A 13,373-nucleotide genomic window follows, 5' to 3' on the forward strand; every position below is an offset into this window, starting at 1 on the left:
AATACTCCAGGGTTCACAGAGAGATGTTCTGTTCAGTTTTGGCGTCAAAGATATGACACTTGTTGAGATCGAATTTGAAATGCACCGTGCGATGAAGTCCTTTCTCAATCATTGGCTTCGCTTCATCTGAAGGCACGCGGGCGGTCAGTTCATAATCGGCCACCTTCAGGTAGACGAAGAATTCATGGCCCATGTTTTCCACGCGCACCATCTCGCCAGGGCAGGAGCCTTCAGCAAACGGTTCATCGGAGATAGAGACAAATTCCGGACGCACGCCAAAGAACACCTGTTGGTTCTTATGGGTGTCGACCTTGCTCTGCAGTCGGTCGTTTAGCGGCAGCAGACCGTCGCCAACGGTCAGATGCAGGCGACCCGCTTGCTCAACCAGCTGGCTGGGACGAATATTCATCTCCGGCGCGCCGATAAACCCGGCCACAAACATGTTTTTCGGCTTGTGATAGAGGTTGTCCGGGGTATCCACCTGCATGATATGGCCCAGCTTCATCACGCAGATGCGGTCGCCCATGGTCATCGCCTCGGTCTGATCGTGGGTGACGTAGACGGTGGTCGCCGGTTTACCGGATTTTTTCAGCTGCTTATGCAGGTCGGAAATACGAATACGCATTGAGGCGCGCAGCTTGGCGTCAAGGTTAGAGAGCGGCTCATCGAACAGGAATACATCCGGTTTCTTCACAATCGCGCGGCCAACCGCTACGCGCTGTGCCTGTCCGCCGGAGAGCTGACGCGGCAGGCGGTCCAGCAGTTCTTCCAGCTCAAGGATTTTCGCCGCTTCGTTTACCTGGGCCTCAATCTGGTCTTTTGGCAGCTTGCTCAGCTTCAGACCGAAGGCGAGGTTCTCGCGCACCGTCATATGCGGATAGAGCGCGTAGTTCTGGAATACCATCGCAATGCCGCGCGCTTTTGGCGCGAGATTATTCACGATTTTTTCGCCGATCCGCACTTCGCCGCCGCTGATAGTTTCCAGACCAGCCAGCATGCGCAGGGTAGTCGATTTGGCGCAGCCGGACGGCCCAACGATAACCATAAACTCGCCGTCCGCGATTTTCAGATCGATACCATGTACCGCCTTGAAGCCGTTGGAGTAGACCTTTTCCAGTTTGTTGAAAATAACTTCAGCCATGATATTTCCCTCTTAACCTTTAATTCCGCTGCTGGTAACGCCCTGTACGAAGTAGCGTTGTGCCAGGAAGAACACGATGATGGACGGCAGAATGGAGATACTCGCCATTGCCAGAATTTCGTTCCACGGAGCGCCTTCCGTGACGTCGATGGACATTTTCAGCGCCAGCGCGATGGGGTATTTATCCACGCTGTAGACGTAAATCAGCGGACCGATAAAGTCGTTCATGGACCACATGAACTGGAACAGCGCCACCGAGATAATCGCCGGTTTCAGAATTGGCACCACCACGTACCACAGCACCTGAATGGAGTTGCAGCCGTCAATCTGCGCCGCTTCTTCCATGTCGCGCGGAACGCCGCGCAGGAACTGAATCAGCATGAAGACGAAGAACCCCTGAGTGGCGAAGGCCAGCGGCAGGTACAGCGGCAGATAGCTGTTCAGCATGCCCATTTCGCGGAACATCAGATACTGCGGGATCAGCAGTACGGTGCTCGGCAGGAGCATGGTGGTGATCAGCGTAGCGAACCAGAATTTCTTCCACGGGATTTCGAAGCGGGCAAAGCCGTAGGCCACGATGGTGGAGGAGATAATGGTCAGCAGCACTTTCGGGATCACATACTTAAAGGTGTTCAGCATGTAGTGGCCGAAGTTGTACTCGGTGCCGGTTTTCCAGCCGTTGATAAAGCCATCCCAGGTCGCGTGGGCAGGCCACAGACTCAGGGTGGTGAAGATCTCATGGTTCGGTTTGAACGACGCCGAGAACATCCATACCAGCGGGTAGAGCATCAGCAGGCCGACGAACAGCAGGATCACATAGCGAATCGAGCGGCTTATTTTTTCACGGCGCAGCGTCCGCGCGACTTCACGTTCAGCGACGTCCCTTGCTTCAGTGATTTGTTGGATATCAGCCATTTTTGCCTCCCTTATCGGCGGAGTAGAACACCCAATATTTCGAAGACTTAAACGCAATGGCGGCAAACACCGCGACCACCAGGAACAGCACCCATGCCAGCGCCGCACCGTAGCCCATATCGAAGTACTTAAAGGCGGTGTCGTAGATATAGAGCGAGAACAGATAGGTTGAGTAGGTTGGGCCGCCGCCGGTGATGACGTACGGGCCGGTAAACTCCTGGAACGCCTGGGTAGTCTGCATGATGAAGTTGAAGAAAATCACAGGTGTGATTAGCGGCACCGTGACCTTCATAAACATCTGCCATTTTGAAGCGCCATCGATCATCGCCGCTTCATATTGTGATTGTGGAACGTTCTGCAGCGCCGCAAGGAAGATGACCATCGCTGAGCCAAACTGCCAGACGCGCAGCAGGGTAACGGACATCAGGGCCAGAGAAGGCTCGCCGAGCCAGTTGACCGGGTCGAAGCCGAGCACGCCGATAAAGCTGTTCAGCAGGCCGTCGATAGCAAACAGCGCGCGCCACAATACGGCAATCGCCACCGAGCTACCGAGTATCGACGGGATGTAGTAGGCGGTACGGAAAAAACCGATGCCGCGCAGCTTAAAGTTGAGGACAAACGCGATCCCCAGAGCGAAAGCCAGTTTTAACGGGATGGTTAAAAAGACATACGCGAACGTCACGCCCATGGATTTCCAGAAGAGGCCATCTTCGGTCAGCATGTAGCGATAGTTTTCGATGCCGTTAAACACCGGTGGACTCATCAAATCGTACTCAGTGAAACTGAGGAAGAAAGATGAAACAAAGGGAAAGGCGGTAAAGACTATCAACCCTATGATGTAGGGCGATATCCATGCCAATCCCAGCATTTTGTTTTCATTCATACATACCTACCTGGCTTACGAGTTTGTAATACGGATTCGGGGTTACTGCCTTTCCCGCGGCCCGTGCCGCCGGAAAGTTAATGCGTTCCTGGTATGTCAGCGGTAAATCCTTCCCTGGCGATGGTTGATTGGTTAAAACTTTTCTTTCTTCTTATCCCTGAAGAACATGTGTTTTTTGATTTTGTCTTACCCGGCGTCCTGATTTTGTAAAACGCCGTTTTAATTTTATTTTATTGCTATTTATTACGGAGTCATTCGGTTGATCGCGGAAATGTGATCAAAGTCGAAACGATGTTTCAAAAAGGTGCTGGAGCGCGCATTTTGCAGAGATGAGAGGTCAGAGATACGGATGAGAGTCCGACGGAGAGAGGCTGGTCAGGCGAAATTGCTTGCGCTGCTAATCATTGCGGTGCGACATACTTTATGACAATTATTTGTAGCGGAAAAGTTCAGAAAATGGTGGGCATGCGCGGCATGCCCTGGAGATGAAGGGCTACTTTTGCAGAAAATCCTGACGCACAGGGGTGAAGGTATCCAGCAGCGTTCCCGCCCTGAGGCAAACGCAGCCGTGCATAATTTCCGGTTTCTTGTAGAGCGTATCGCCGGCGCTGACCACGTGCTTTTCATCGCCGATGGTGAACTCGAACTCGCCTGAGAGCACGTAGGTAAGCTGTTCATGTGGGTGGTTATGCATCGGCCCAATGGCGCCTTGTTCGAAGTTCACTTCAACCGCCATCATTTTGCCATCGTGCGCAAGAATGCGGCGCGTGACGCCATTACCCAGATCTTCAAGGGTGGTCTCTTTATGAAAAATAAACATCCGATGGTCCTGTGATTAATTGAAACAATGTTTCATTTAATCTATCCCATAATCCTGAAAAAGGAAACGATCGTCGGGAGAAGTGGAAAGTCGATCACAACTTTGTTCTACTGAAAAACTCACACAAGGAGGGATGATGAAAACGATTGGTCTGTTAGGCGGTATGAGCTGGGAATCAACGATTCCTTACTACCGGTTGATAAATGAAGGTATTAAAGCACGCCTCGGCGGTCTGCACTCCGCCAGCCTGCTGTTGCACAGCGTCGATTTCCACGAAATTGAAGCCTGTCAGTCAAACGGCGACTGGGAACGCGCGGGCGAGATCCTCGCGCAGGCGGCCTTCGGCCTGCAGCAGGCGGGCGCCGAAGGGATCGTCCTGTGTACCAACACCATGCATAAAGTCGCGCAGGCGATAGAAACGCGCTGCGACGTGCCGTTTTTGCATATTGCCGACGCTACCGGACGAGCGATTATCGCAAAGGGCCAGCGCCGCGTTGCGCTATTAGGCACGCGCTATACCATGGAACAGGATTTTTATCGCGGCCGCCTGCAGCAGCAGTTTGCTATTGATACGCTGATTCCGGAAGCTGAAGATCGCACGCGGATTAACCAGATCATTTTTGATGAACTGTGCCTCGGCGTCTTTAACGCGCATTCACGCGACTACTATCTGCAGGTCATTGACGCTCTGGCGGAGCAGGGGGCGGAAGGGGTCATTTTTGGCTGCACCGAAATCGGCCTGCTGGTACCGGAAGAGAGCAGTCCGCTGCCGGTGTTTGATACCACAGCGATTCATGCGGCGGACGCGGTTGAGTTTATGCTTTCGTAAGTACCGCTTCGAGCGGGGTCAGGATGCGAGACATGCTGTTTTGCAAATGCAGTGCAAACGCATCGACCAGCGCGGATCCCGGGCGGTGGAGCGGGCGAACCAGGCTTACGGTAAAAGGCACTTCAATGCTAAAGCGTCGGACCACCACGCCGTTCCCGGCATAATCGAGCGCGGTGAGCGGGTTAACCACTGAAATGCCGACTCCGGCGCGCACCATAGCGCAAATGGAGGCGGCGCTGTGCGTTTCTACCACCATCCGCCGTTTCACCTGATGTTCATGAAACCGCGCATCGAGCAGCTGACGGTAGCTGTCGGTGCGCGACAGGCTAATATAGTTTTCACCATTAAAGTCTGCAGGCGTTAAAACTTGCTTAGCGGCAAGCGGATGGCCCTGCGGCAATACGCACACTTCATTCAGGGTCAACAGGGGCGTACGCTCGGTTCCGGCGGGAGTATGCAGGGTCTCCGTCAATCCCAGATCGTGGCGCTGGGCGGAAAGCCACTCCTCCAGCAGCGGCGACTCCTGCGGGACGATTTGCAGGCTGACCTCCGGGTAGCGCGTCAAAAAAGGCCCCAGCAGTAGCGGCAGGAATGATTGGGAAAATACCGGCAGACAGGCGACCGACAGTTCGCCCTGGCGGAACTCGCGCAGGCTTTCCGCAGCGCTGACGATTCTGTCCAGGCCGTACCAGGAGCGCTGCACCTCTTCAAACAGGCGTAAACCCTGAACCGTTGGCTGCAGACGGCCGCGGGCGCGGGCGAACAGCGTTAATCCCAGCACCTTTTCAAAACGCGCCAGCTCGCGGCTGACGGTCGGCTGCGAGGTATGCAGCATTCTTGCGGCCTCGGTCAGATTGCCGGTGGTCATGACGGCATGGAAGATTTCAATATGACGCAGATTAACGGCGGGCATGAGTGTTCCTTAAGTAACGCAAGCCATATCATTTTTGCATAGACTGGCAATAAAACGATATTTTTTATTCCCCACGCGCTGTGGCGTAATCGTAAAAAAACAGAGATAACGCACACACAGCACCGGAGTTCTTTATGCCACACTCGCTTTACGCCACCGATACCGACCTGAACGCAGACAATCTGCTGCGTTTGCCCGCCGAGTTCGGCTGCCCGGTTTGGGTCTACGACGCGCAAATTATCCGCCGCCAGATTGCTCAGTTGAGCAAGTTCGACGTAGTGCGTTTTGCGCAGAAGGCCTGCTCGAATATCCACATCCTTCGCCTGATGCGCGAGCAGGGCGTGAAGGTGGATTCGGTGTCGTTGGGCGAGATCGAGCGCGCGCTGGCTGCCGGATACGATCCGCATCAGCATCCGGAAGATATCGTCTTTACCGCTGATCTGATCGACGATGCAACCCTGGCGCGGGTGAAAGAACTACAGATCCCGGTCAACGCCGGCTCAATTGATATGCTGAGCCAGCTGGGCGAAGTTTCACCGGGCCATCGCGTCTGGTTGCGGGTTAACCCGGGGTTCGGTCACGGTCATAGCCAAAAAACCAATACCGGCGGCGAAAACAGCAAGCACGGCATCTGGCACAGTCATTTAACGGCGGCGCTGGAAGTGATGCGTCGTTATCAGCTACAGCTGGTGGGAATTCATATGCATATCGGCTCCGGCGTAGACTACGGCCACCTGGAGCAGGTCTGCGGCGCGATGGTGCGTCAGGTTGTCGAATTCGGTCAGGATCTGCAGGCGATCTCCGCCGGCGGCGGGCTGTCGATCCCTTACCGCGAAGGCGAAGAGGCGATCGATACCGATCACTATTTCGGCCTGTGGAACGCGGCGCGTGAACAGGTCGCTAAACACCTGGGCCATCCGGTCGCGCTTGAGATCGAACCGGGTCGCTTCCTGGTGGCGGAATCCGGCGTGCTGGTTTCTCAGGTTCGCAGCGTAAAAGAGATGGGCAGCCGCCACTTCGTGCTGATTGACGCCGGTTTTAATGATTTGATGCGTCCGGCGATGTACGGCAGCTATCACCATATTACCGCTCTGGCCGCGGACGGCCGCGATCTGAGCGCCGCGGCGGAGATTGAAACCGTGGTGGCCGGGCCGCTGTGCGAATCGGGCGATGTCTTTACCCAGCAGGAAGGAGGGAAAGTGGAAACCCGCCTGCTGCCTGCGGTAGTGCCGGGCGATTATCTGGTGCTGCACGATACCGGCGCTTACGGCGCGTCGATGTCCTCAAACTACAATAGTCGTCCGCTACTGCCGGAAGTGCTGTTCGACAACGGTAAAGCGCGGTTGATCCGCCGCCGTCAGACTATCGAAGAGCTGCTGGCGCTCGAGCAGCTTTAAGGCGCTGCCCGATGGCGCTTTGCTTATCGGGCCCGCTAATTATGCGTAATACGGCCCGGTGGTGACCGACTCGCGCAGCACCAGTTTGCCGGTAAACGGCGGTATGGTTTCGATCGGCTGACCGTTAGCCAGCTTGATCGCCTGATCGATAGCGGTAGTGATCATGTTATCGATCGGCAGATAGACCGTCGATAGCCCCGGTTCCAGCCATTTAGCGCTCGGCGCGTCATCAAAGCCAAACAGCGAAATATCCTGCGGGATCCGCAGCCCTGCCTGGTGCAGCGCCTTCGAAGCGCCCAGCGCCATATCATCGTTACAGGAAAACAGCGCGCTAAACGGCGTTTTCTCTTCCAGCAGCTCGCAGCAGAGTTCATAGCCGCGGCTCATGGTGGAGTCGCCGTATTTCACTTTCGCCGGATCCCACTTAATGCCGTGCTTTTTCAGCGCGTTACGATAGCCTTCCAGGCGAGCTTTACCCGTCGGCGTGTGCATCGGCACGGTAATACAGGCGATATCGCGATGGCCCTGGGTTATCAGATATTCCACCGCCTGAAACACTGCATCCTGCTGTTCGAAAAACACGCAGCGCTCTCTCGCCTGGCTTACATCACGGTTAATCACCACCAGCGGCATGTCGATGGATTCAATCAGCGACATGATTTTCTTTTCGCTCATATGGCGGGTGTAAAGCACGATAGCATCGCACTGGCGGTCGGCCAGCATCTGCACCGCCTCTTCTTCACGTTCCGGCGCATCGTGGCCGTCGGTAACGATCAGCTGTTTACCCCAGGCTTCCGTCTGGCGGGAAGCCTGCTGCAGCAGGCGGCCAAAATAGAAGCCGTCAAAGGTAGAAACCACCAGTCCGATACTGTTGCTGGTGCGGTTCGCCAGCGAGCGGGCGAGAAAATTAGGCCGATAGCCCAGCTCTTCCATCGCCTTAAAAACCTGTTGGCGGGTGCTCTCTTTCACCTGACCCGTGCCGTTCAACACGCGGGAAACCGTCGCTTTAGAGACGCCTGCGCGAATTGAGACATCCAGCATTGTAGCCATTCATCCGATTCCTGATATCACGTGGTAACCCGCAGTTTATCACAGACATTCAGGGGGATATGGCTTGATGGCGGCGCAAAAAACTATCGCGATCACGCTTTTACAGGAATTGATCGCGCGGAAAATAAAACTGTAAATGCGGTATGCCAATTTCCGCCTTTCTGGAATACCAATAAACGAGTTGCGAGCTTAATCACAGAACTTATTCTCACCAGTGGCTATTTTTTGGTATGCCAATAGGTGTTTGGCTGTACACCTGGTGCGCTAAAAGCCCTTAAAACTGAGGTATCCTCTATGGCATTGCAGGACAAACTGATCGACTCACTGGGGAGTTTCGCCACGAAATTCAACAGCTACCGCTACATCATGGCGATAAAATCCGCCTTTATTACCCTGATGCCGGTGATCATCGTTGGCGCCTTTTCGGTGCTGATCTCCAATATGGTGCTGGATCCAAAAAACGGCCTCGCCAGCTTTCAGGCGCTCTCGTTTCTGGCGGCGCTCAAACCTATTACCAGCGCGATCAACTACGCCACCCTTAACTTTCTCAATATTGGCGCGGTGTTCCTTATTGGCATTGAGCTGGGGCGGATTAACGGCATTAAGAGCCTGTTCCCCGGACTGCTGGCGGTGATCTGCTTTATCTGCGTCACGCCGACCACCGTCGAGATGATGGTCGACGGGCAAATGCATGAAGTGAAGGATGTCCTGCTGCGCCAGTTCTCCGATACCCGCAGCCTGTTCCTTGGCATGTTTATCGCTATTCTGTCGGTGGAGATCTACTACTGGCTGGAGGGCCGTAAGGGGCTGAAGATTAAGATGCCGGATACCGTGCCGCCCAACGTATCGGCATCATTTTCCGCGCTGATCCCGGCCATTATCACCACCACGGTGATTGCCACCTTTGGCTTTATTTTTCATCAGGCGACCGGCATGTATCTGTATGACGCGGTCTATCAGGTGGTGCAGCAGCCGCTGGAGCGGGTGGTGCAAAGCCTGCCGGGGATCCTGCTGCTGATGTTTGTCGCGCAGCTGTTCTGGGTTATCGGCATTCACGGTAATCAGATGATCAAACCGATCCGCGAACCGCTGCTGCTGGGAGCCATTACCGTCAATATGAGCGCCTTTGAGCAGGGCAAAGAAGTGCCGAATATCATCACCATGCCGTTCTGGAATGTCTATATGAGCATTGGCGGATCGGGACTGACGATTGGTCTGCTGATTGCGGTGATGATCGCCACTAAACGCAAAGAGATGAAAGAGATCGCCAAGCTATCGATTGGACCGGGCCTGTTCAATATCAACGAACCGGTCATTTTCGGGATGCCGATCATGCTCAATCCGATCCTCGCGATCCCCTTTATTATTACGCCGCTGGTGACCGGCAGCATCGGCTACTTCGCGACTGCCGCCGGTTTTGCCGGTAAAGCGGTGGTGATGGTGCCCTGGACCACGCCGCCGCTGATCAACGCCTGGCTGTCAACGGCGGGCTCGATGGGCGCGGTGGTGACGCAGCTTATCTGCATCCTGACCGCGGTGCTTATCTACCTGCCGTTTGTCAAAATTGCTTCCCGTCGCGCGGAAAACGCCCAGCGTCAGGCGGACAACGCGCAAGCCAGCGAAAATGCATGAGGACACCATGACGACAGTAAAGATGGCCATTCCCCGCGACTTTATCCTCGGCGCCGCCGCTTCGGCGTGGCAAACCGAGGGCTGGAGCGGCAAGCAAGAGGGTCAGGATTCCTGGCCCGATCTCTGGTACAAGAACGACCGTCACGTCTGGCATAACGGCTACGGTCCGGCTGTGGCGACGGATTTTATCAACCGCTTCCGCGAAGATGTGCAGTTGATGAAGCTGGCCGGGCTCACCCACTACCGTACGTCGATAAACTGGTCGCGCTTTCTCACCGATTATGAAAACGTCACGGTCGATGAAGCCTATGCGACGTACTACGACCAGTTGTTCGATGAACTGCTGGCCAACGGCATCGAGCCGATGATCTGCCTTGAGCACTATGAACTCCCCGGCTATCTGCTGGAGCAGTACGGCGGTTGGGCGTCAAAAAAGGTGGTTGCGCTGTTTGTGCAGTATGCAGAGAAAGTTTTCGCCCGCTATCACCGCAAGGTTACGCGCTGGTTTACTTTCAATGAGCCGATCGTCGTGCAGACCCGCGTTTACCTGGACGCGCTGCGCTGGCCCTACGAGCAGAATACCGGCATCTGGATGCAGTGGAACCACCACAAGGTGCTGGCGACGGCAAAAGTGGTCCAGCTGTTCCGCGAGAAAGGCTATCGCGGCACGGTAGGCTGCATTCTTAACCCGGAGGTAACGTACCCGCGCTCAACAGCGCCGCATGACGTGCGTGCCGCCGAGCGCTACGATCTGTTCTATAACCGGATTTTTCTCGACCCGCTGGTCCACGGCGAATACCCGCCCGAGCTGCTGGCCCTGCTCGAACAGCACGAGGTTGCATGGGATTATCGAGCGGAAGAGCTGGCGATTATCCGCGAAAACACCGTCGATGAGCTGGGGATTAACCTTTACTATCCGCATCGCGTTAAAGCGCCATCGCGCGCCTGGCACCCGCAGACGCCGTTCCATCCGGCTTACTACTATGAGCCCTTTGAACTACCGGGACGGCGGATGAATCACTCCCGCGGCTGGGAAATTTATCCGCAAATCATTTTTGATATGGCGATGCGGATCAAACGGGACTATCGCAATATTTCGTGGTTCGTGGCGGAAAGCGGCATGGGTGTGGAAAACGAAGGGCAGTTTCGCAATAGCGAAGGCACTATCGCCGACGACTACCGGATCCGTTTTATCAGCGAGCATCTTTGGCAGACGCTGCGCGCGTGGGAAGCGGGAGCCAACTGCCAGGGTTACATGCTATGGGCATTTACCGATAACGTTTCGCCAATGAACGCCTTTAAAAACCGCTACGGGCTGATTGAAATCGATCTGCAAAATAATCGTGCCCGGCGGCCCAAGGCTTCCGCCAACTGGTTCCGTAAGCTTGGCGAGAGTCGCGAATTGACGCTGGATATTGATGATGAGTGGCGCTAGCCGGGCTGAAATTTTGCTAAGATAGCGGCCGATATTGACTCGCAGGCTCATAACGCACAGGTGATATTGTGGAGAAGGCTATCATTCCGCCGGAAAAGAAACCCTACCAGGAAATAGGTGATGATTTACGCGCACAGATTGCGCAGGGGCGCTATCCTATCGGGTCGCGCCTGCCGCCGGAACGCAATATCGCCGAGACCTACGGCGTGAGCCGTACCATCGTCCGTGAAGCGCTGTTGATGCTGGAGCTGCAGGGGACGGTTGATATCCGCCAGGGCTCAGGGGTGTATGTGATGCGCATCCCGCACGAGGACGATAGTGAGGAAGAACAGATGCTGAGCAGCGACGTCGGGCCCTTCGAAATCCTGCAGGCCCGCCAGCTGCTGGAGAGCAACATCGCCGCCTTTGCCGCCAAAATGGCCACCCGCGCCGATATCGATAACCTGAAGCGCATTATCGAGCAGGAGCAGCGGGCCATTGCCGCTAACGATACCAGCCAGGACAACGCCCGGCTGTTTCACCTGGTGCTGGCCGGCGCGACGCAAAATCAGATGCTGCTGGCGACGGTCGAGCGCATCTGGCTGCAGATGGACAGCAGCCCGCTGTGGCAGCAGTTCAACGTGCATATTGCCAGCCGGGCGTATCGCCTGAAGTGGCTCGGCGATCGGCAAACGCTTCTCGCCGCCCTGCGTCGTCGCGATGTGATGGGGGCCTGGCAGGCTATGTGGCAGCATCTCGAAAACGTTAAAAACAGTCTGCTGGAGCTGTCCGATGAAGACGCGCCGGACTTTGATGGCTACCTCTTTGAATCGGTGCCTATTTTTCAGGGGAAGCTGGTGTGATTATCCAACCCCTCTACGCCGCGCCGCAGCACGCTTCACGCGTGACGGAATGGCTATGGCGGGCTTTTGGCGGTGAAACGCTGCCGCAGGCGTTCTTCGCCAGTATTGTCGGGCATAGCCAGACGCCAGGGGCGCTGCCTATGACCTTTATTGCCGCTGAGGGGGAGACGCTGTTAGGCACCGTCGGCCTGTGGCGCTGCGATTTAATCAGCCGTCAGGACCTTTATCCATGGATGGCGGCGCTCTACGTGGCTCCTGAAGCGCGCGGGCAGGGGCTGGCCGGGAAACTACAGCAGCACGTTATCGACTATGCCCGAAAGCAGGGCTATGGCGAGCTGTTTCTCTACTCCGCCTGCCGCGATTTTTATGAACGTTTCGGCTGGCAGTACATCGGCGAAGGCCTGGATTATCCGGCCGCCGCCGTCAGTTTATACCGCTACGATTTGTCGCTATCGAGAGGCGCAATCACCGAGTGACGGCGGACCAGCGTAGGGCTGAAAAGATGCGTTATCTCCGGCGGAGGCCGATGTTCCGCCAGCGCTAATGCCAGCTCAGCGGCCTGAGTCGCCATGGTGATAATCGGATAGCGCACGGTAGTCAGCCGCGGCCGCACGTAGCGTGAAATCAGCACGTCATCAAAACCAATCAGCGAAATCTCGCGCGGCACATCAATCCCGTTATCGTTCAGGACGCCCATCGCGCCGGCGGCCATTGAGTCGTTATAGCAGGCGACGGCGGTAAAATTTCTGCCGCGGCCCAGCAGCTCGGTCATAGCCAGTTCGCCGCCGCTCTCATCGGGTTCGGCAAAGGTCACCAGCCGATCGTTGCACGGCAGGTTGCTCTCTTTTAACGCCGAATAGTAGCCCTGCAGCCGATCTTCGGCATCGGAAATGGCGTGGTTTGAGCAGAGATAGCCGATACGGGTGTGCCCCTGCTGAATCAGGTGGCGGGTAGCGAGCCACGCGCCGTAGCGGTCATCCAGCGCCACGCAGCGCTGCTCGAAGCCGGGCAGAATGCGGTTAATCAGCACCATGCCGGGGATTTGCTTCATCAGCGAGGCCAGCTCGTCGTCGGGGATAATTTTGGCATGAACCACCAGCGCAGCGCAGCGGTGGCGGATCAGCTGTTCAATCGCCTGACGCTCTTTATGAAGGCTGTGATAGCCGTTGCCGATCAGCAAAAAATTGCCGGTATTGTAGGCAACCTGCTCGACGGCTTTGACCATCGCGCCGAAGAAGGGGTCGGAGACATCACCCACCACCAGGCCGACGGTTTCCGTTGACTGCTGCGCCAGCGCGCGGGCGTTAGCGTTGGGGTGATAATTTAGCGTTTCCATCGCCGCGCCTACTGACTGGCGCGAGGCTTCACTGGCTTTCGGTGAATTGTTAATCACGCGGGAGACGGTAGCGACAGAAACGCCTGCGAGTCGGGCTACATCCTTAATGGTCGCCATACCAGACCTTTTTTAGGGTAAGCGTTTACATACCGGTTATGGTACGGGAAAGCGCGGCAGATT

13 protein-coding genes are annotated in these 13,373 nt (G+C 55.8%); 6 read left to right on the forward strand and 7 right to left on the reverse strand.

What is annotated here, in order from left to right; all coding sequences use genetic code 11:
• Positions 1-13: 13 nt before the first annotated feature.
• The 4 genes from ABLV12_RS00825 to ABLV12_RS00840 all read right to left on the reverse strand — a co-directional run bounded on the left by ABLV12_RS00825 (position 14) and on the right by ABLV12_RS00840 (position 3,759).
• Positions 14-1,141 (reverse strand): ABC transporter ATP-binding protein, encoded by a 1,128-nt coding sequence (locus ABLV12_RS00825; RefSeq protein ID WP_004105304.1) that lies wholly within the window; start codon positions 1,139-1,141, stop codon positions 14-16.
• A gap of 12 nt (positions 1,142-1,153) precedes the next feature.
• The gene (locus ABLV12_RS00830) at positions 1,154-2,056 is read right to left on the reverse strand and encodes a carbohydrate ABC transporter permease (RefSeq protein ID WP_004105302.1); all 903 of its coding nucleotides are present in this window, start codon (positions 2,054-2,056) and stop codon (positions 1,154-1,156) included.
• The gene (locus ABLV12_RS00835) at positions 2,049-2,939 is read right to left on the reverse strand and encodes a sugar ABC transporter permease (RefSeq protein ID WP_004115132.1); all 891 of its coding nucleotides are present in this window, start codon (positions 2,937-2,939) and stop codon (positions 2,049-2,051) included. The genes ABLV12_RS00830 and ABLV12_RS00835 overlap by 8 nt, the downstream gene beginning before the upstream one ends.
• Before the next feature lie 493 nt (positions 2,940-3,432).
• Positions 3,433-3,759: a cupin domain-containing protein gene (locus ABLV12_RS00840; protein ID WP_064397348.1), complete on the reverse strand. Its 327-nt coding sequence runs from the start codon at positions 3,757-3,759 to the stop codon at positions 3,433-3,435.
• A 136-nt stretch (positions 3,760-3,895) separates the two neighbouring features.
• On the opposite strand from ABLV12_RS00840, the gene ABLV12_RS00845 reads away from it, so the two are divergent.
• Positions 3,896-4,588: an aspartate/glutamate racemase gene (locus ABLV12_RS00845; protein WP_004105281.1), complete on the forward strand. Its 693-nt coding sequence runs from the start codon at positions 3,896-3,898 to the stop codon at positions 4,586-4,588.
• Here the strand turns inward: ABLV12_RS00845 and ABLV12_RS00850 are convergent.
• Entirely contained in the window at positions 4,575-5,501 is a 927-nt protein-coding gene (locus tag ABLV12_RS00850) for a LysR family transcriptional regulator (protein WP_064397351.1), read from the reverse strand. The genes ABLV12_RS00845 and ABLV12_RS00850 overlap by 14 nt on opposite strands.
• A gap of 134 nt (positions 5,502-5,635) precedes the next feature.
• Here ABLV12_RS00850 and lysA point away from each other — a divergent pair, with 134 nt between their 5' ends.
• Positions 5,636-6,898 (forward strand): diaminopimelate decarboxylase, encoded by a 1,263-nt coding sequence (gene lysA, locus ABLV12_RS00855; RefSeq protein WP_049128655.1) that lies wholly within the window; start codon positions 5,636-5,638, stop codon positions 6,896-6,898.
• A gap of 39 nt (positions 6,899-6,937) precedes the next feature.
• Here the strand turns inward: lysA and ABLV12_RS00860 are convergent, their stop codons facing one another.
• The gene (locus ABLV12_RS00860) at positions 6,938-7,939 is read right to left on the reverse strand and encodes a LacI family DNA-binding transcriptional regulator (protein ID WP_160887019.1); all 1,002 of its coding nucleotides are present in this window, start codon (positions 7,937-7,939) and stop codon (positions 6,938-6,940) included.
• A gap of 303 nt (positions 7,940-8,242) precedes the next feature.
• Here ABLV12_RS00860 and ABLV12_RS00865 point away from each other — a divergent pair, with 303 nt between their 5' ends.
• The 4 genes from ABLV12_RS00865 (at position 8,243) to ABLV12_RS00880 (ending at position 12,333) form a co-directional block, all read left to right on the forward strand.
• Positions 8,243-9,580 carry a PTS transporter subunit EIIC gene (locus tag ABLV12_RS00865; RefSeq protein WP_348866723.1) on the forward strand — a complete coding sequence of 446 codons (1,338 nt, stop codon included), beginning with the start codon at positions 8,243-8,245 and terminating at the stop codon, positions 9,578-9,580.
• Positions 9,581-9,587: 7 nt separating this feature from the next.
• Positions 9,588-11,015, forward strand: coding sequence for a glycoside hydrolase family 1 protein (locus tag ABLV12_RS00870; RefSeq protein WP_348866724.1), 1,428 nt, complete (start codon positions 9,588-9,590; stop codon positions 11,013-11,015).
• Positions 11,016-11,083: 68 nt separating this feature from the next.
• On the forward strand, positions 11,084-11,857 hold the full coding sequence (locus ABLV12_RS00875; RefSeq protein ID WP_004105268.1) for a GntR family transcriptional regulator: 774 nt from the start codon (positions 11,084-11,086) through the stop codon (positions 11,855-11,857).
• A complete protein-coding gene (locus tag ABLV12_RS00880; RefSeq protein ID WP_064397355.1) occupies positions 11,854-12,333 on the forward strand; it encodes a GNAT family N-acetyltransferase in 480 nt (159 codons plus the stop codon). The genes ABLV12_RS00875 and ABLV12_RS00880 overlap by 4 nt, the downstream gene beginning before the upstream one ends.
• On the opposite strand, the gene galR is transcribed toward ABLV12_RS00880, so the two are convergent.
• Positions 12,294-13,310, reverse strand: coding sequence for an HTH-type transcriptional regulator GalR (galR, locus tag ABLV12_RS00885; RefSeq protein WP_004105264.1), 1,017 nt, complete (start codon positions 13,308-13,310; stop codon positions 12,294-12,296). The genes ABLV12_RS00880 and galR overlap by 40 nt on opposite strands.
• Between the last annotated feature and the right edge of the window lie 63 nt (positions 13,311-13,373).

The organism is Klebsiella sp. CN_Kp100, from assembly GCF_040065315.1.
Classification (GTDB): domain Bacteria; phylum Pseudomonadota; class Gammaproteobacteria; order Enterobacterales; family Enterobacteriaceae; genus Klebsiella; species Klebsiella oxytoca.